At 62.3% G+C, this 18,267-nt stretch carries 18 protein-coding genes; 5 read left to right on the top strand and 13 right to left on the bottom strand.

The features are described from left to right. Positions 1 to 77 precede the first annotated feature (77 nt). Positions 78 to 284: a hypothetical protein gene (locus SIC17_RS04175; protein ID WP_291894150.1), complete on the bottom strand. Its 207-nt coding sequence runs from the start codon at positions 282 to 284 to the stop codon at positions 78 to 80. A 134-nt stretch (positions 285 to 418) separates the two neighbouring features. Here SIC17_RS04175 and SIC17_RS04180 point away from each other — a divergent pair, with 134 nt between their 5' ends. Next, positions 419 to 1,981, top strand: a complete 1,563-nt coding sequence (locus SIC17_RS04180; RefSeq protein ID WP_412546481.1) for an aldehyde dehydrogenase (NADP(+)) — start codon at positions 419 to 421, stop codon at positions 1,979 to 1,981. On the opposite strand, the gene SIC17_RS04185 is transcribed toward SIC17_RS04180, so the two are convergent. The 3 genes from SIC17_RS04185 to SIC17_RS04195 all read right to left on the bottom strand — a co-directional run bounded on the left by SIC17_RS04185 (position 1,978) and on the right by SIC17_RS04195 (position 3,689). Beyond that, positions 1,978 to 2,574: a TetR/AcrR family transcriptional regulator gene (locus tag SIC17_RS04185; RefSeq protein ID WP_412546482.1), complete on the bottom strand. Its 597-nt coding sequence runs from the start codon at positions 2,572 to 2,574 to the stop codon at positions 1,978 to 1,980. The genes SIC17_RS04180 and SIC17_RS04185 overlap by 4 nt on opposite strands. 1 nt (position 2,575) lies before the next feature. Further along, complete coding sequence (locus SIC17_RS04190) at positions 2,576 to 3,025, bottom strand: PaaI family thioesterase (RefSeq protein WP_412546483.1); 450 nt, start codon at positions 3,023 to 3,025, stop codon at positions 2,576 to 2,578. Positions 3,026 to 3,098: 73 nt separating this feature from the next. Then, the gene (locus SIC17_RS04195) at positions 3,099 to 3,689 is read right to left on the bottom strand and encodes a TetR/AcrR family transcriptional regulator (RefSeq protein ID WP_412546484.1); all 591 of its coding nucleotides are present in this window, start codon (positions 3,687 to 3,689) and stop codon (positions 3,099 to 3,101) included. 80 nt (positions 3,690 to 3,769) lie between these two features. Between SIC17_RS04195 and SIC17_RS04200 the strand changes: the two genes are divergently transcribed. After that, positions 3,770 to 4,138 carry a hypothetical protein gene (locus SIC17_RS04200; RefSeq protein ID WP_291894161.1) on the top strand — a complete coding sequence of 123 codons (369 nt, stop codon included), beginning with the start codon at positions 3,770 to 3,772 and terminating at the stop codon, positions 4,136 to 4,138. Between the two features lie 69 nt (positions 4,139 to 4,207). On the opposite strand, the gene SIC17_RS04205 is transcribed toward SIC17_RS04200, so the two are convergent. From SIC17_RS04205 to SIC17_RS04220, 4 genes are read right to left on the bottom strand one after another with little or no spacing between them, the layout of a single operon-like run. Next, entirely contained in the window at positions 4,208 to 4,462 is a 255-nt protein-coding gene (locus SIC17_RS04205; RefSeq protein WP_412546485.1) for a hypothetical protein, read from the bottom strand. Beyond that, positions 4,462 to 5,733, bottom strand: a complete 1,272-nt coding sequence (locus tag SIC17_RS04210) for a dihydrolipoamide acetyltransferase family protein (protein WP_412546486.1) — start codon at positions 5,731 to 5,733, stop codon at positions 4,462 to 4,464. Before SIC17_RS04210 ends, SIC17_RS04205 begins: the two co-directional genes overlap by 1 nt. A gap of 3 nt (positions 5,734 to 5,736) precedes the next feature. Next, positions 5,737 to 6,750 carry an alpha-ketoacid dehydrogenase subunit beta gene (locus SIC17_RS04215; RefSeq protein WP_412546487.1) on the bottom strand — a complete coding sequence of 338 codons (1,014 nt, stop codon included), beginning with the start codon at positions 6,748 to 6,750 and terminating at the stop codon, positions 5,737 to 5,739. A 3-nt stretch (positions 6,751 to 6,753) separates the two neighbouring features. Then, entirely contained in the window at positions 6,754 to 7,983 is a 1,230-nt protein-coding gene (locus SIC17_RS04220) for a 3-methyl-2-oxobutanoate dehydrogenase (2-methylpropanoyl-transferring) subunit alpha (protein ID WP_291894169.1), read from the bottom strand. A gap of 181 nt (positions 7,984 to 8,164) precedes the next feature. Here SIC17_RS04220 and SIC17_RS04225 point away from each other — a divergent pair, with 181 nt between their 5' ends. Then, complete coding sequence (locus SIC17_RS04225; protein ID WP_291894171.1) at positions 8,165 to 8,644, top strand: Lrp/AsnC family transcriptional regulator; 480 nt, start codon at positions 8,165 to 8,167, stop codon at positions 8,642 to 8,644. A gap of 68 nt (positions 8,645 to 8,712) precedes the next feature. Here SIC17_RS04225 and SIC17_RS04230 read toward each other — a convergent pair whose 3' ends face one another. Then, positions 8,713 to 9,903: a thiolase family protein gene (locus tag SIC17_RS04230; RefSeq protein WP_412546488.1), complete on the bottom strand. Its 1,191-nt coding sequence runs from the start codon at positions 9,901 to 9,903 to the stop codon at positions 8,713 to 8,715. Between the two features lie 176 nt (positions 9,904 to 10,079). Here SIC17_RS04230 and SIC17_RS04235 point away from each other — a divergent pair, with 176 nt between their 5' ends. Then, the gene (locus SIC17_RS04235; RefSeq protein ID WP_412546489.1) at positions 10,080 to 10,463 is read left to right on the top strand and encodes a type II CAAX prenyl endopeptidase Rce1 family protein; all 384 of its coding nucleotides are present in this window, start codon (positions 10,080 to 10,082) and stop codon (positions 10,461 to 10,463) included. Here SIC17_RS04235 and SIC17_RS04240 read toward each other — a convergent pair. Genes SIC17_RS04240 through flgK form a run of 4 tightly spaced genes read right to left on the bottom strand, consistent with a single transcriptional unit; the run spans position 10,437 to position 15,535 of the window. Beyond that, the gene (locus SIC17_RS04240) at positions 10,437 to 11,174 is read right to left on the bottom strand and encodes a hypothetical protein (RefSeq protein WP_412546490.1); all 738 of its coding nucleotides are present in this window, start codon (positions 11,172 to 11,174) and stop codon (positions 10,437 to 10,439) included. The genes SIC17_RS04235 and SIC17_RS04240 overlap by 27 nt on opposite strands. Positions 11,175 to 11,197: 23 nt before the next feature. Beyond that, positions 11,198 to 12,415, bottom strand: coding sequence for a tRNA 2-thiouridine(34) synthase MnmA (gene mnmA / locus SIC17_RS04245; protein ID WP_412546491.1), 1,218 nt, complete (start codon positions 12,413 to 12,415; stop codon positions 11,198 to 11,200). Between the two features lie 54 nt (positions 12,416 to 12,469). Then, complete coding sequence (locus SIC17_RS04250) at positions 12,470 to 13,384, bottom strand: flagellin (protein ID WP_412546492.1); 915 nt, start codon at positions 13,382 to 13,384, stop codon at positions 12,470 to 12,472. Between the two features lie 12 nt (positions 13,385 to 13,396). Beyond that, positions 13,397 to 15,535 (bottom strand): flagellar hook-associated protein FlgK, encoded by a 2,139-nt coding sequence (gene flgK, locus SIC17_RS04255; RefSeq protein WP_291894185.1) that lies wholly within the window; start codon positions 15,533 to 15,535, stop codon positions 13,397 to 13,399. A 496-nt stretch (positions 15,536 to 16,031) separates the two neighbouring features. On the opposite strand from flgK, the gene SIC17_RS04260 reads away from it, so the two are divergent. After that, positions 16,032 to 18,266, top strand: coding sequence for a flagellar hook-length control protein FliK (locus SIC17_RS04260; protein WP_412546493.1), 2,235 nt, complete (start codon positions 16,032 to 16,034; stop codon positions 18,264 to 18,266). The last annotated feature ends 1 nt before the right edge of the window (position 18,267 follow it).

Consider the following 18,267-nt stretch of genomic DNA (forward strand, 5'->3'; position numbering starts at 1 on the left):
TTGGAATAAATGGCTGCGAAACCAATGAGGATTTGCGAGGCATTTAGCGTCTTGCGACGCAAAGGGAAAGAGCCGCGTCAGGATGCGCGGTTTTTCGACATAAATTGCCGCGCGAGCGAAACGAGGACAGAACCAACGACAAACACGGGCAGGCTGGTGAAAATGAGCATCGGCAAATGCTCAGGCGCAAGCCCGATATCATCGTGGAAGAACATCAGCGCAAACACGCTGACGGCCCACACGGCCAGGACGCTGACCAGCTGATCCCAAATCTGTTTGAACATGCCTCACTCCCTGCTGCGGACAGGACACGCCAGCGTCCTCCAGGTCAAGCATCCAGATAGCCGCACTGCAGAATTGGATATTGTATCCAATATTTCTATCTGGCATGTATGTCACGACCAACAGGAGCAGGGCCATGATCAACGGAAAACACCTCATCGCCGGACGCTGGACCGAAAGCGACCGCGTCTTCCTTTCCAGACCCGCAACAGGCGAGGCTCACGAATTCTCCGTCGGCACGCCGGAACTTGTCGATGAAGCCTGCAAAGCGGCCGAACAGGCCTTCATGACCTATGGCTACAGCCCGGTGGCCACACGCGCTGCCCTGCTCAACGCCATCGCCGACGAGATCGAAACACGCGGTGATGACATCACCCGGATCGGTCACGAGGAAACCGGCCTGCCCGAAGCCCGTCTGATCGGGGAACGCGGCCGTACTGTCGGTCAGCTGCGCCTGTTCGCGAGAACCATCCAGGACGGTAACTATCTGGACCGTCGTCATGACGAGGCCCTTCCGGAGCGTCAGCCCGTGCCCCGCCCCGATCTGAAACTCATCCAGCGCCCGATCGGCCCTGTTGCCGTTTTCGGCGCTTCCAACTTCCCGCTCGCCTTCTCCACTGCAGGAGGCGACACGGCCGCGGCCCTGGCGGCCGGCTGCCCGGTCGTGGTCAAGGGCCACAGCGCGCATCCGGGCACGGCGGACATCATCGCCCAGGCCATACAGGCAGCCATCGAGACTGTCGGCGTCCATCCCGGTGTGTTCAGCCAGATCCAGGGCGGTGATCGCTCGGTCGGCACGGCGCTGGTCCGCAATGAATACATTCGCGCGGTTGGCTTCACCGGCTCGCTGGCGGGCGGCCGCGCCCTGTTTGACCTCTGCGCAGCGCGCGAGGACCCCATCCCCTTCTTTGGCGAGCTGGGTTCGGTCAATCCGATGTTCCTTCTGCCCGAGGCCCTGGGCGCGCGCGGTGGGGCGATCGCGTCAGGCTGGGTCGCCTCGCTGACGATGGGTGCGGGCCAGTTCTGCACCAATCCGGGCATCGCCGTCGTCGTTGAGGACGATGATGCCGAGGCCTTCATCCACGCTTCCCTGGCCGAGCTGATGAAAGTCCAGGGCCAGACCATGCTGACTGACGGCATCGCCAGCGCCTATCGCAAGGGCCGCGATGGCGTGCGCCGGGCCCGCGGGGTGAAGGAGATCCTGTCCACTGACTGCGAGGCACGCGAAGCCACCCCCAACCTGTTTGTCGTTTCCGGCCAGGACTGGCTTGCCGACGAGACGCTGAGCGAGGAGGTCTTCGGGCCACTCGGCCTGGTGATCACGGTCCGGGACACTGATGAAATGCTGGTCATTGCGCGCGCGCTGAAGGGCCAGCTGACCTGCACGCTGCACATGGACACCGCCGATACCGACCTGGCCCGTCTGCTGATGCCCGTCCTGGAACGCAAGGCCGGACGCATCCTGACAAATGGCTTCCCGACCGGGGTGGAAGTCAGCGAGACGATGGTGCATGGCGGCCCTTATCCGGCCTCCACCAATTTTGGAGCGACCAGTGTGGGTACAATGTCCATCCGCCGTTTCCTGCGTCCGGTCTGCTATCAGAACATGCCCAGGGCGCTGTTGCCGGTGGAGTGGGAGAATGAAGCCGAAAGCGCGGTCAAGAGCGTGCGTGAATTGCTGCCTGCGGAAACGGACTAGGCCGGGCCGCGCAAGCGCAGCAGCTGGCCTTCAATCACCGCTGCCACCTGTTCGGTCAGGAAAGCCTCCAGCTCCGCTGGAGAACGCGGTGCCAGCGTCATCGAGCTGGCCAGGGAAACGAGGCCGTAACTCGCCCCCAGCGCCGAGAAGACAAGGTCGCGGCATATGCGAGCCTCGACCTCATCTCCCAACGCAAGTCGCGCCGAGGCCATGAGATGCTCCAGCATCGCACGGACCGCGGCTTCCAGCGCCGCCCCGTCGAACATCAATTCGCGCGGCCGCGACAGCATCAGCGCGTAGAGATGCGGCCGGGCCAGGGCAAAGCGGATGGAGGCGGTGAAGTCACGCTGCAGCCCCGCCTCCCCCTCTGCCCGCACAAGCTCGCAGAGGAGATCGCGAAAACCGTCCGCGGCGACTTCAGCCAACAGACGGTCGCGATCGGTGAAATGCCGATAGATCGCACGATGGTCCACGCCCACCCTGTTGGCCACAGCCCGCATGGTCACCGCATCCGGGCCGTCAGCCTCGGTGATCGCCAGCGCGGCCGCAACAGCCCCACTGCCCACCTCGCCGTGATGGTAGCGCTTGGCCACCCTAGCCGGTCTTCTTTATGTGCCAGGCTACCGTCATTTCCGCGCAGGTATTCTCGTCGGCATCCCGGATATCGACATTGACGTCGAACACGACCTTGCCATCAGCGTGGAAGGCTTTCAGCGCTTCCTCTGCCGGAATGCTCGCCGTCGCGATTGCCGTGATATCGGTCTTGGCCGTCTTCACATACTTGATGGAGGCATTGGCCGCGACGGGACGCGCAGCCAGCAGCTGGTCCGCCATCACACCGCCCATCGCCGCACCGGACGCCGCCTCGCCCAGCGTGAACATCGCCCCGGCATGCATGGTCTGGATATGGTTTTCCACCTCGCCGCGCTTGGCCAGCGTGGCCACACCCCGCTCGGCCGAAACCTCTTCCAGCTTCACCCCGGTATAGTTCGCAAACGGCACGCTGGCAGCCATGTGCTGCTTGATCATTTCAAAGATTTCCATCGATCCAACCTTGTTATGTCACCATTGGTGACATTGGGTATAGAGGAAGGCATCGGCGATGGGAAGTCGGAGCTCAATCCGTCTGTGGCCTAAAACCGGAGAGGACCTGGCGGATCATGCGCTCCTGACGGGCGGGATCAGCCTCGTCACGGTGGTGAACCGCCGCCAGCGCCAGCTCGGCCAATACAGCGTTGAGAATGCGGGCCGCAAGATCAATGGAACCCACTTCGAGCTCACCCGCCTCGCTCGCCAGCTGGATCGCGCGCTTCATACCGCCAAGACTGAATTCCCCTTCCAGGTCGCGGGCGCGTTTCCAGCCGAGCACCTGTGGCCCCTGGTCGAGCAGTATGGCGGCGGTCACCGGCTCACGCGCTGCCGCCAGCCAGGCCAGACAGGCGGATAATAAGTTTTCCAAAGGTGAGCCGGTATGGCTTGCTGCCGCCGCAGCTCCCGCAATCGTAGCTTTTGACTCCGCAATGAAGACTGCTTCGAACAAGGCCTGCTTGCTTGCAAAGTGATGATACATCGCGCCACGCGACACCCTGGCAACCGCCAGGATCTCATTGGTATGCGTCGCGTCATAACCCGCACGGGCAAAGCTGGCCCGCCCGGCTTTCACCAGGGCCTCGCGCGTTGCTTTCCGTCTTTCTGCCTGAGTCGCCATGATTTCACTTTACAGACTTCGTGTCGGTTTTACAGTGGCCACATACCGACACCGTGTCGGTTAATATAAGGAGCCCCGTCATGAGCGACCCTATCGCCTCTCTCGAAAGCATGCTCGCCGCGTGGAACGAGCCCGACCCGGCCAAGGTCCGCCGCCATCTCGATCAGGCGCTCGCCACAGATGTGCGATTTGTCGACCCCTCCATTGATGTGACAGGGATCGACGGGTTTGAGGCAAATGTGCACGAGGTCAAGAAGACCCTGCCGGGCGCGGTCTATGCGCGTGCCAGCGCTGTCGACAGCCAACACAATTTCCACCGCTATCACTGGACAATCCATCAGGACGGAAAGCTATTGCTGGAAGGATTTGATGTGGCGCCGACCGATGAGGCTGGCCGTGTCGTCTGCATGATCGGTTTTTTTGGCGCCCTGGCGCAGGATGCGGCCTGAAACGCTGACTTCGACCGCGCCAGAAACAATAAAGCGGGACACCTCATCGAGACATCCCGCTTCTGCAAATTATCGCGCCCAGATCCGAACAATGGCCAACGCACCGGACAGCAACATCAGGCTTCCGAGGCCTCCCCAAACGACGAGACGTCCGTATTCCCCAGAAACTTGGTCATAGTCAATTTCGGCGCCGAGCGTCTCCATGAACAGAATCCCTCCAGTCAGAAACAGACCGCCCCAGATCCCGAGTGTGACACCAATCGCACCGATCGCAGCGATTATCACCGCCGCGATCGTGATTGCGATCCGCCCCGTCTTCGACATCACATAAACAGCGTCGCCGGGTTCTCCAGATAGCCCTTCACACGCTGGATCAGCATGGCGGCGTCATAACCGTCGACAATGCGGTGATCGAAACAGCTGGACAGGTTCAGCACCTTGCGCGGCACGACCTGACCGTCCGCATTGTAGCGCGGCAGGGTCTGCATCTTGTTGACGCCGATGATGGACACTTCCGGCGCGTTCAGGATCGGCGTTGTGACCAGGCCACCAATTGCCCCCAGCGAGGTGATGGTGATGGTCGAGCCGGACAGCTCGTCCTTCGTCGCCTTGCCGTCCTTGGCGGCGGAGCCCAGGCGTTTCAGCTCACCGGCGATCTCGAACACGTCGAGGCTCTCGGCATGCTTGATGACCGGGACCATCAGGCCGTTCGGCGTCGCTGCGGCGACACCGCAATGCACGGCGTCATACTTGGTCAGCAGCATGTTCTCGCCGTCAAAATGCGCATTGGCCTGCGGGGTTTCCGGCAGGGCCTTGGCCAGCGCCATGACAAGGAAGGGAATGAAGGTCAGCTTGGCCTGGTCATCCCGCTTGGACTTGTTGAGATGCGCGCGCAGCTCTTCCAGCGCCGTGACGTCGATTTCCTCGACATAGGCGATGTCCGGAATGGTGCGCTGGGCGTGGGACATGTTCTCGGAGATCCGGCGACGCAGGCCGATGATTTTCTCCTCGGTCACGCCAGTGCGCGGTGCGCGCACTGCGGAGCCACCGCCCGCACGCGCGGACAGGCGTCCGCCGGAAGCGATGAAATCATCCATGTCCTGGTGAGTGATACGACCCGCCGGGCCGGTCCCCGGGACCGTGCCCAGATCGATATCAGCCTCCAGCGCGCGCTTGCGAACGGCCGGGCTGGCCAGGGCACGTTCGCCGGCCGGGCGTGCAGCCACAGCCGGAGCAGCAGCCACCGGAGCGGGCTTTGCCGACGCCGCTGGTTTCGGCTCTTCCTTGGCCGGTGCAGCCTCGTCAGCCTTGGTTTCTTCCTTGGCGGGAGCTTCGTCTTCAGCCGGAACAGCACCATCAACGGCGATGAACATGATCTCGGTGCCAACAGCGATGATCTCGCCCGGCTCGCCGACCAGCTTGGTCACCGTACCATTCACGGCACAGGGAATTTCCACCGTCGCCTTGTCGGTCATCACGTCGAGGACGTGCTGGTCCTCGGTGACCGTGTCGCCTTCCTTGACGTGCCACTCAACGATTTCCGCTTCGACGATACCTTCGCCGACATCGGGCATTTTATAGCGGTATTCGCTCATTGCTTATGCCTCCAGGACTTCGCGCATGGCGGTGATGAAACGGGTCAGGCCCGGGAAATAGGCCCATTCGTGGGCGTGCGGGTACGGCGTGTCCCAGCCGGCGATCCGGTAGATCGGCGTTTCCAGCGCGTAGAAACACTCTTCCTGGATTTGCGCAGCCAGCTCGGCACCGAAACCGGAGGTACGCGGCGCTTCCTGGGCGACGATGCAGCGGCCGGTCTTGTTGACGGATTTGGCAATCGTCTCGATGTCGTAGGGCACCAGCGTCTTCAGATCGATGATCTCGGCATCAATACCCTCACGCTCGGCCGCCGCCAGGGCGACATGCACCAGCGTGCCATAGGTGATGATGGAGACATCATTGCCTTCGCGCACGACCTCGGCCTTGCCGATCGGCAGGCTGTAATGCTCTTCCGGCACCTCGCCCTTGGGGTGTTTGCCCCAGGTTTCCAGTGCCTTGCCCGGGTCACCGTCGAACGGACCGTTATAAAGGCGCTTGGGCTCGAAGAAGATGACCGGATCATCGCTCTCGATCGCGGAGATCAGGAGGCCCTTGGCGTCATACGGGTTGGACGGCATGACGACCTGGACACCCGGGATCTGGGTGAAGAAGGCTTCCGGGCTCATGGAGTGGGTCTGGCCACCGCGGATACCACCGCCACAGGGCGTGCGGATGGTTACCGGCGTGGTGAACTGGCCTGCCGTACGATAACGGATGCGCGACAGTTCGGAGACGATCTGGTCGAGCCCCGGGAAGATGTAGTCGGCGAACTGGATCTCGGCGACCGGGCGCATGCCCTTCACGCCCATGCCGATCGCCATGGCGACAATTGCCGCCTCGTTGATCGGTGCATCGAAGGAGCGGTCCAGGCCGTATTTTTCCTGCAGGCCGGCAGTAACGCGGAAAACGCCACCGAAATAACCGGCATCCTCACCGAAGGAGACCACGTTCGGGTCTTTTTCCATCATTTTGTCGAGCGCTGAATTGAGCGCCTGGATCATGTTCATCTTGGCCATGATTTAGACTCCCAGATCCTGGCGCTGGCGACGCAGGCGCCAGTCCGGTTCGACATAGACATCTTCGAAAATCGTGTGCGTCGGCGAAAGCGGGCCGTCGTGCAGCGTGCCGTGGCTTTCCGCTTCCTTGTAGGAGGCGATGACCAGCTCGTTGAGCTCTTTCTCGAGCGCCTCGTGACGCTCCTCATCCCATTCGCCCAGACCGATCAGGTGCTGTTTCAGGCGCTCGACCGGATCGCCCAGCGGCCATTTCTCTTCCTCGGCCTTGGGGCGATAGCCCGACGGGTCATCCGAGGTGGAGTGCGCATCGGCGCGATAGGTGAAGCTCTCGATGATGGTGGCACCATGGCCCGCACGGGCGCGTTCAGCCGCCCATTGCGTCGCTGCGTAGACCGCCAGGAAGTCATTGCCATCAATGCGCAGGGACGCCAGGCCGTACCCCAGGCCCTTTTCAGCAAAGGTATTGCCCTGGCCGCGCGCGACACCCTGGAAGGTCGAGATCGCCCACTGATTGTTGACGACGTTGAGAATGACCGGCGCCTTGTAGGTCGAGGCCAGCACCAGCGCGCCGTGGAAATCGCCTTCCGCAGACGAGCCCTCACCGATCCAGGAGGCCGCGATCTGCTTCTCGCCCTTGAACTGGCACGCCATCGCATAGCCGACGGCCTGCGGGAATTGCGTGGTCAGATTGCCGGAGATCGAGAAAAAATTGCCTTCCGCCCAGGTGTAGTGAACCGGAAGCTGGCGACCCTTGAGATTGTCACGGCTGTTGGAGATGCAGTGACACATCATGTCGACGATATCGCGACCGCGCGCAAACAGGATGCCCTGCTGGCGATAGGACGGGAAGATCATGTCCTTGTTGTCGAGCGCCATGGCGGCGGCGACGGCGACAGCCTCCTCACCCGTGGACTTCATGTAGAAGCTCATCTTGCCCTGACGCTGCAGCTTGAGCATGCGGTCGTCATAAACGCGGGTCAGCACCATGTGCTTGAGGCCTTCGCGCAGGACATCCGCGTCCAGCTTGGGATCCCATTCACCCACCGCCTGGTGGTTATGGTCCAGGACGCGGACCAGTCCGAGCGCGAGATCACGGGTCTCGCTGCCATCGATGTCCACGGCCGGTTTGCGGGCCTCGCCTGCCGGCGGGATTTCGATATGGGAAAAATCAGGCGTGTCGCCAGGCCGGGCGTGCGGCGCGGGGACGTGGAAGCGGGGATCAGATTGCGTCATGGGCTCTCGCTATGACTGGGCGGAAACCGCCAGGAACTGAAGCCACACAGAGTGTGTGATGCGAGGGGCGTCTAACGCGGATGGACGGTGCTTGTCTACTCTTGGGTCAATGTGCCTTTTCCGGGTTCGCATCCGAAGCAGCTTGGACTATTTTCCCAGCAAACCGGCTTTTGAGGAAAAAATGATCGCAGCCCTTGATAATATTGACGTCCGCATTCTTGAGGCCCTGCAAGAAGATGCGGGCCAATCGGTCGCCGAAGTGGCTGAAAAGGTCGGCCTGACGCCCTCTCCCTGCTGGCGCCGCATTCGTCGCCTGGAGACCGAGGGAATCATCAAACGCCGCTCGATCCAGCTCGACCGCCGCGCCATCGGCCTGATGTTCACCGCCTATATCGAGGTGAAGATCGCCCCGGCCCGCCGCGCCAATTACGAGAAGTTCGAGGAAGCCATCCAGAGCTTCGAGGAAGTCACCGAGGCCGTCACCATGACCGGCCCCTACGACTATCTGGTGAAAGTCGTGATGCCGGACATCGACAGCTATAATGATTTTGTGTCCGACAAGCTGATCCCGCTCGATGTGATCGGCGATTTCCGCACCTCCGTGCAGATCCGCAACGTCAAGGACGGCCGCGGCCTGCCGCTGAGCCATATCGAGGGTTAGCCCTCGCATAACAAAAAAGGGCGGCGCCATCGGCACCGCCCTCTTTTTTTCCGTTATCGCCGGAACGCTTACTGCATGCGCTCGACAGCGACTGCGGTCGCTTCGCCGCCACCGATGCAGAGCGAGGCAACACCCTTGGTCTTGCCCTGTTTTTCCATGGCCGCCAGTAGCGTCACCATGATGCGTGCGCCAGACGCGCCGATCGGGTGACCCAGGGCGCAGGCGCCGCCATTGACGTTGACCTTGTCATGGCTGAGGCCGAGTTCCTTCATGGCGATCATCGGAACGACCGCAAAAGCCTCGTTGATTTCCCACAACTCGACATCATCAACCGTCCAACCCGCGCGCTCGACAGCCTTGCGCATGGCCGGGACCGGCGCGGTGGTGAAATAGGCCGGCTCGTGCGCGTGCGCTGCGGTGGCAACGATCTTGGCGATCGGCTTGAGACCACGACGCTCGGCTTCGGACTGGCGCATCAGGACGAGTGCGGCTGCACCGTCAGAGATGGCAGAGGCATTGGCCGCGGTGACCGTGCCGTCCTTGGAAAAGGCCGGACGCAGGTTCGGGATCTTCTCCGGCATGGCCTTGCGCGGCAGCTCATCGGTTTCAACAGCGATCTCGCCCTTGCGGGTCCTGATCGTGACCGGTGCGATCTCGCGCTTGAAGTCTCCTTCCTCGGTCGCGCGCTGGGCGCGAGCCAGGGTTTCCAGAGCGTAGGCGTCCTGCTGCTCACGCGTGAACTGGTACTCATTGGCGATCATGTCGGCGAAATTGCCCATCGGCGCCTTTTCATAGGCGTCCTCGAGACCATCCTGGGCCATGTGGTCCTTGACGGTGTCATGGCCATATTTAAAGCCGCCACGGTGCGACGGAAGCATATGCGGGGCCTGGGTCATGCTCTCCATGCCACCGGCGATGATGATGTCGGCATCACCCGCCATGATCGCTGCACGGCCCATGATGGCGGCCTGCATGCCGGAGCCACACATCTTGTTCAGCGTGGTGGCTTCAACGGAGTTCGGCATGCCCGCCTTGAGTGCAGCCTGGCGGCCCGGGGCCTGGCCCTGGCCAGCCATCAGGACATTGCCCATCAGGATCTGGTCGACATCGTCACCGGCAACGCCAGCTTCTTCCATGGCTGCCTTGACGGCTACTGCGCCCAGCTCGTTGGCACTCTCGCTGCCGAGCTCGCCCAGCAGACCACCCATAGGGGTGCGGGCCATGCCCACGATGACGACGGGATCGTCAATTGCGCTCATTTCAAGTCTCCTCCGGTTCGCCATTCGGCGTTAAGCTGGCGCGCATGATCAAATTATGCGGCACCGCGTCAAGCCTTTTCGCAGCTGCAGCACAAACGCTGCGGGCGCGACCGAACCGTGTTCAATGGGGTCAAACACTTCTTATTTCAGCGCTATTTACGCCTACGGCAGGCTATTTGGGGTTATCTGAAAACCTGTTCAAGTTTGCCCTGACAGATGAATTGCAGGCATTCGCCATTGTTGCAGTCGCCGCATTTTTCATCCCCGCCCTCGCCGAAGAGATGGTTTTCCGGGTCTGGCTGGGCGGCAGAACCGGCTGGATTCGTGGTGGTCTGGCGGTCACCGCCTTTGTGCTGTGGCACCCGGCACAGGTCTGGCTGGGCCTGCCGATGGCGCAGGACCTTTTTCTCGAACCGGCCTTTCTGGCCATCACCGCCCTGCTGGGGCTCGCCTGCACCCTGGCCTACCGGCTGAGCGCTTCAATCTGGCCGCCCGTCCTCATTCACTGGATCACGGTGGTTTTGTGGAAGGGCCTAACCGCGCCGGTTACAGGCCTCTGAATCGCCCAGACCACAAGCGCGCTCGTAAAGCTCCACGGCCCGGCGTTCGCGGCGATCCGTCGGCTGATAACCATCCCGGCCACGGACATACATATCCGCCAGGGTCCGGCAGGACACCGCATCTGACATCGTGCACGCAGCCTCGCAATAAGCCTGCTTGCGCATATAACCGGGCCGGTTGCCGTGACAGGCCGCGATATAGGAGGCCTGCGGGTCCACTCCCGTTGTGGCCTCAACATCGGCACGCCGCGCACAGCCATCGCTGAAACCGGCGCGACAGGAGCGGTCCGCATAATCCCAGGCGCGATCCATGTCGCCGAGCTCGTAATACTCACTCGCCGCCTGCCAGCAGGCCATGGTGGAGCGGTTTTCGCAGCCGGAAACAACCATTGGCAGGAAGCGCTCCCGATCGGCCCGCACAGGCGCATAGGGGTTGGGCTCCAGGCGGCGTTCAAACTTCCAGCACGATCCGTCCAGCCCCAGCGAGCAGGCCCGCATGTGCATGTTCACATTTCGCTCGAGCAACCAGGACATGGCATCCTGGCGCTGCCACAGCGCGATGGCATACCCACAGCCCCATTTATCGCCAGCCTCGCAAGCGGCGAGATGTTCGGCCAGGCGCTCCTCGACATCATAGATCTGGCCCTGCGCAGGCACAGCCAGAACCAGAAACGCGAACAGCGCCAGAAGACTGCGGATCATTCCCCTCATGCCGGGCAGGATAGCGCAGGCCGTCACCCGATCAAGGTGATTGCAGATCCGGAACGTGCCTTGCCCGCGGTCGAGGCGATCCAGCCGCCACCGAGCACACGATCTTCATCGTCCGGGGAGTAGAAGACACAGGCCTGACCCGGTGCGACGCCTTCCTCGCCCTCTGCGAGAACGACACCCACACGCTCGCCATCCACCGACAGCGCGGCCGGAACCGGCGGGCGGGTCGAGCGGACTTTCACCCGTACGGGTGCGCCATCGGCAATGGCGTCCGCGCCCAGCCAGTTGACGTCGTTGAGCTTGATGCGATTGACCGCCAGCGCCTCACGCGGGCCGACCACGACCTGGGCCTGTTCGGCATCGAGCCGGACGACATAGAGCGGATCACCGGCGGCAATGCCCAGACCGCGGCGCTGGCCGACCGTATAGCGGATCACGCCCTCATGGCGGCCCAGCACGCGGCCATCGACATGCACGATCTCGCCGGGACGCGAAGCGCCCGGGCGGATTTTCTCGACGATGTCGACATACCGCCCCTCCGGCACAAAACAGATGTCCTGGCTGTCCGGCTTGTCGGCCACGATCAGCCCAAAGGCCTCGGCCAGCTGGCGGGTCTGGTCCTTGTTGAGATGGCCCAGCGGGAAGCGCAGGAAGTCCAGCTGTTCATGCGTGGTCGCGAACAGGAAATAGGACTGGTCCTTGCCCTTGTCCGCGGCCCGACGAAGCTGCGCCCCGTCATTGCCCATGGCGCGCTGGATATAATGCCCCGTCGCCATACAGGCCGCACCCAGTTCGCGCGCGGTCTTCAACAAGTCGGCGAATTTCACCGTCTGGTTACAGCGCACACAGGGAATGGGCGTGAACCCGGCAAGATAGGTATCGGCAAATTCCTCGATCACCGCTTCGCGGAAGCGGCTTTCATAGTCCAGCACATAGTGCGGGAAGCCGCATTCCTCGGCGACGCGCTTGGCGTCATAGATGTCCTGTCCGGCGCAGCACGCGCCCTTTTTCTGGATGGCCGCGCCGTGGTCATAAAGCTGCAGCGTCACACCGACGACGTCATATCCCAGATGATGCAACAGGGCCGCCGTCACCGAGCTGTCGACGCCACCGGACATGGCCACAACAACACGATGGTCAGCCGGATCGCCGCCCAGTCCCAGCGGATCGCCGGAGAGATCGAGTTCGCGAAGCAGTTCATCAACGGCCGCACGCGCGCCGTCGGTCGTATTCACAGTCATATCGCCTCCAACGGGGTCAAGGCCCGCAGCAAACGGTTATCAGGAGGCGGGTACTTACCTCAGGAAGGGCAGCAAGGAAACCTGGCTGAGGGATGAGAAGGTCTTCGCAGATACATCCAGCGCAGTCTGGGCCTGCTGGAAACGGGTGGCGGCGTCGGCCATGTCGACATCCTCCATCTCGCCGATGAAACGATCGAGGAAGGTCTGGCGATCTTCGTGACTGGCAATCAGCGTGTCGACATGGGCAGCCGTGGCGCCGGCCTCACCGACCTTGGTGAAGACGTTGTCCATCGCCGTGATGATCTGGCTCACCTCGTTGAGGATAAATGTTTCCTGAGCCGAGGTCATCGGCTGCACAAACGGGCCATTCACGCCATTCTCGAAATCAACGATGCGCTTGAAACTGTCCATCAGCTCGCCACCGACCTCATTGGCCAGCAGGCCGACCTCGACGGTGATGTGCGTGTCCATCTGGACGGTCGGGCGGCGGTCATTGTGCTGGAAGGCATCGCTTGCAGCGCCCATCGGCAGGAGGTCATCCAGCTTCTCGGCATTGACCGGCAGGACGTCGGACCGTGTTCCGCCAAAGATGTAGGAACCGGCATGTCTGGTGTTGAGCGCGTTGGCCACCTTGTAGAAGGCCTCGCGCACCTCGTGCATGACGTAGTTGCCGTCCTTGGTCGTTACCGCCGTGCGCAGGTCATTGGCCGCATCGGTCAGGTTGTTCAGCGCAGTATCCTGGGCTTCCAGCCGGGCCGCGGCGCGAATGCCAGCCTGCTCATAGGCCATGGAACGGGCCTGGGCGGCACGGGTCGCCTGCAGGGTCTCGGCCTCGTGGCCCACACCCTTGAGATCCGTCGCGCGTTTGCCGGTGATCAGCTGTTTCTGACTCTCGAACACGCTGCGCTGGGCCTTCATCAGGTCAGCCAGTGCGGACTGGTTAGCGGCGAAAGTGGAAATTCGGGTCATCGCTCAGGCCTCCTAAACGACCCGCATCAGCGCATCAGCCATTTCCTTGGCCGCTTGCAACATGCGCGCTGAAGCGTTGTAGGACTGCTGATACATCGTCATCGCAGCCAGTTCCTCGTCCAGATTGACCCCCTCGACATCCGCCCGTTTCTGGGCGGCTGTATCCATCAGAACGACATTGGATTCGGCCATGCTCTCGGCCCGCGCAGCGCGGGAACCAACCACACCGGCGATCCGCGCAGAATAATCCTGCAGCGTCGCGGTGGATGAGGCGAGGGAACCTGCCTGGTTGAAGGATCGCGGGCTGTCCATGGCAGCCTGCAACAGGCGGCCGCCGCGATTATCCCCGGTCGACAGCACGATATCGCCAACCACCGACGCGCCATCAATATCCAGCTGCGCCAGAGAGAGCTGCGAGCTGTCAGCACGGATGGCCGCCTTGACCGAGAACTCCTCGGAGCGGTTGGCCTTGTCATACAGCGTCATGCCGAACAGTTCCGACATGGACTTGCCAGACCCTGCACGCTGGGTGTCATCACTGATCATTGTCACGCCGAACTGCTCGAACCCCGCAACCGGCGTTTCCACCAGGCGACCATCAGCATCCAGCGAGAAAGTGACATAACGACCGACGCCATTGGTCGGGTCGTTGAGATCATTGATCAGGTCCGTGAAAGTATCACCGGCCACCGTTGCCACGGTAACCGAAGTCACGGGCTGGCCCTGCGGTCCGACGATATCGAACACCATGTTCTGACCAGCCGCGAAATCTGTGGCATCCGCACCGGTCATTCCGGTCTCGTGGAAACCGATACGGTCTGACACCACCAGGTCGTTGAGGCCGAAGAAGTGCGAAAAACCCCGGCCACCGCGATCACTCGGCGTTGTCGCATCCTGCAGGAACGCAACGCCATTCGTGCCAGCGGATGCGGATACAGACATCACACCATTGGTAAAGCTCGCAGAACCATTGGCGCCCAGCGCGGTATTGATCGCTGCGGTCAGCGAATTCACCGTCGCACCGATGGCAGCCGCCGCGCCACCGTCGACAGAGAGCGTGCCTGCATCGAAATCGATATCGATACGGCTCACCAGCGTGCCTGTATTGCTGGTCACGGCCAAGGTGGTCGCCCCGGTGAAATTATGCTGGTCAGTGCCATTGAGTCCGGTATTGCGTCCGGTCAATGTCTGCGGTGCGGGATAGGATGAGGAATCATTGTGCGCCTGGTTCAGCGCATCTGCGAAGGCCGCGGAGATCTCGCCAAGCTCCTCCGCCATTTCCGGCAGGATTTCGTCACGCAGCTCGATCAAGCCGCGCAACTCGCCCTTCATGATATGGCTTTCCAGCTCGGTCGCTGTGCCGTTCGGATTGGCTGCGGTGATACGGCCATAATCCGACTTGTAAGAACCGGTACCGGTCGGTGTGTATTGCAGCGTGGCGACAAAATTGTCGAGCAGCAGCACGCCGTCTTCCGTTCGCAGGACCACCCGACCGTCCGACTGGGGCACTGCGCGGATGTCGAGCAGGTTGGAGAGCTCGTCCAGCAATTCGGACTGGCGGTTGGCGGCGCCCGAGGTATCACCCCCACCTGCTGACATGTTCTGAACGCTGGTATTGAGCTCGAACAATTCATTCATCAGTTGGTTGGCGCGCTCGACGCCGGCGCTGATGCGGGCATCCGCTTCCTGACGCTGGGTCTTGATTTCCATCGACAGCCGCTTGGTCTCGTCAAAGAAGCTGTCGATATCAGCCCCTACCGCGAGGCGCGACACCGCGAGGGACGGGTCCACGCTGGCCTGGGCCACGCTCTCGAACACCTTGTTCATGCGCGAGAACATTGAGCCCGGATCATCCAGACCGCCAAACTGCGACTGGACCCGGTCCAGGGCCGTGGCAATGGCACTGGTCTGGCCAGCGGCCGAAATCGCGTTCAGCGAGGCGACCTGGAGAAACTGGTCGGTGATCCGCGTAATGCCCGTGACTTCCACGCCCATGGCGGTGCCACCGACATTGCGGGCAACCATGTTGGGGCTGGTTCGTGCATATCCAGGCGTGTTGACATTGGCGACGTTGTTGGACGACGACCGCATGCCAGCCTGGCTGGCGGTGAGACCTGAAAGTGCGTTTCCGAGAATGCCACTCAGCGACATGGTGCACTCCGCTTATATTGCACGAGACGGACACCGGAACGGAGTTTTCTGCCGCTGCCTCGGCAAGCCTTGCCGGGCGCACGCAGTTGGGAAATGCCGATCCAGGGGATCTGAACCTCACCGTAACCGTATGTTTTAAAAACGTCTTTCATGCGTTCATCATAATTCTGCCTGCGCACCCGCTTGGCGCGCCTACCATGGTTAATCGCAAGGAGCGGGCCAGTTTGGATCTTGCGTGCCAGAATCCGTAAAACCGCTCTCCCGGACCCGAAACGAGCGGCCGGAACGCTGGGTGGGCAGCTTCCGCCGGGTAAGCGGCAGAAATCGCCGGGCCTAACGCGAATTTACAGGTATTAACCACAAATTAATACGCATTTTCAGCATGTTACGCTAACTTCTTTGTGGCACGGCGCTTGCGGAGAGTTGAGCGGATCAGCGCCACCTTTGTGTGGTGCAGCAAGAAAACAGGTTTTGAAACGCCATGCAGGCTTTCTTTATGAACGCGACTTTCCTGAGCTCCGGCACCGCCTCTGCGGCGGGCGCTGTCGCCACGCCCGGCAATAACCAGGCAGGCGGTCAGGATAATGGTGTCTTTCAGGCCCTGCTCGCCGGACAGGCGGAACCACCGGGTGCGGGAGGTTTCGGCACACCGGTCGCGACCAATAATATCGGACGCATTGACCTGCCAGTCGACACGGCCGGAGGCACACTCCTGAAACCTGCTGTCGCGGATACGCTGTCGGACCTGCCGCCGCAGACACGCAGCATCGCGCAGGACCTTGGAACGGTGTTCGCCCAGCTGCGCACCCAGATATCCGAAATCCGCAACGCGCTGGCTTCTGCATCTGACACTGCCGGACAGCCATCTGTCGCGGCGCAGGCTTCGGGCACCGGCATTGCCACCACCACAATTTCCGATGACGTCGCGCCCCTGAACATCCAGCCCGCCGCCTCACAGGCGGACACGGTGCTGAACGACCAGCCGATCCACAATGATCCGCTGATCGCGATGCTCGAGCCCATGCGTGACCAGCTCGCGGCCCTTGGCATTGATATAGACACATTGGGCAGTACCGGCCCCGCCGCTGCAACACCCGCAATCGGCAAGCCGCTTGCTCCGGTTCAAGAGCCGATCGCCACGTCAGCAGCGCTCAAATCAACAGTCCAGGTCCAGGACACGCCAATCCCGGCGACTTCAACCGCTGCGACTGAAACGGGCCTGGCCAAGACACTGCGGCCAGAGCCGGCACGTCCGGAGGCTACCCAGCCCCAGCGCGCTTCGCTGATCGACCGCATGAGCGAACGCCTGGAGGACCTTAAACACAAGCTTGGCGGCCTCCAGCTCCCCACCGCCGTCATGCACGGCCTCGAGAACACAATTTCCCAGCTGAACACGCTGTCACAGCTGAACAGCATGATTACCGCCCCTGTGGCTGAACCGATGATCGCATCGCTGGCCGCACATGGGGCGCCGCTGCCGACCACTCCGGCGAGCAGCACGTCCCCCGCAGGCGCCATGGCAACAGCAACGCCGACCGGACTGACTTCACAACCGTCGCCGCCGGGGGCCCTCGCCCCCCTGTCCACCGCGACAACAGAGGAAGCAACCCCGGCTGCTGCCGGGCAAGCTGGCGCTGCCAAACAGGCTTCCGCCAACCAATCAATTCAGGACCCGGCAGCGCAATCCAAGATCGCCCCGGCGATGGCGTCACCGTCCAAGGCAGCGGCCACGCCTGCATCTGAGGCAAACCTGCCAGCGTTCGCCGCGCCGCCGACACGGTCATCGGCCGCGCAGCAAGCCACTGCTGCAGGCCCCCAAGCAACCGCAACCGCACCGGCCACACCCGTGGCGACGACAGCCGCGCCGACGACATCCGCGGAGCCAGCACCTGAACTCGTGGCCGCTGCCCAGCAGGCGCGCCCGACATCCACGCCCGGCTCACAGCTGGCAGAGCGCAACAACAAGGTCGCTTCGTCCAATGCGCTGGCAGGAAGCTCCGGAGCGAAAGCCGGTACCACTTCTGGTTCCGCGCCCAACACCGGCCAGCCACAGCCGCCAACAAGTCCGAACGCAAGTCCAAACATGACGACACCGGCCGAGGCCATCCTGCAGGAACCCCGTGCGGCAACGCCCATGCCCGGGCAGGCCGGATTTGACCCGCAGCTGGCGCAGTCCCAGCCGGTGAGCGAACAAAATCTTGGTCTGCGGACGGACCAGGACCTGAGCTTGCAGCGCGCCGACGGCCGGTCGGCGGCCGAGCGTCCCACGCATGAGGGCCAGCGCTTCACGCCGCAGTCCGCCCAGCAATTGGCGGCCCAGATCACGCGCCGCTTTGCCAATGGCAATCGTGTCTTTGACATTCGTCTCGACCCGGCCGAACTGGGCCGCGTGGATGTGCGCCTCGAACTGACCGGAGACCAGCGTGTCCAGGCTATCCTCTCGGTCGAGCGCCCGGAAACCCTGGCTGAACTCCAGCGCAGCGCCCGTGATCTCGAGCGCGCCCTCAACGAGGCCGGTCTGGAGCTGGAAAATGACGGTCTGGAATTCCAGCTGAATGAAAATGCGGATGATCAGGGCTTTGATGCCGATGAGGATCCGGGCGTGCTGCCTGTTTTCGTCGAGAGCGACGAGCTGGAAATGGCAGCCCTTGCCAATGAACCCGCGATCGAACGCGATGCCTATGGCTTCCGCCTGGCAGCCTCGCGCGATCGCCTGGATATGCGGATCTAGG

This window comes from Maricaulis sp. MIT060901 (assembly GCF_047123815.1).
GTDB lineage: Bacteria > Pseudomonadota > Alphaproteobacteria > Caulobacterales > Maricaulaceae > Maricaulis.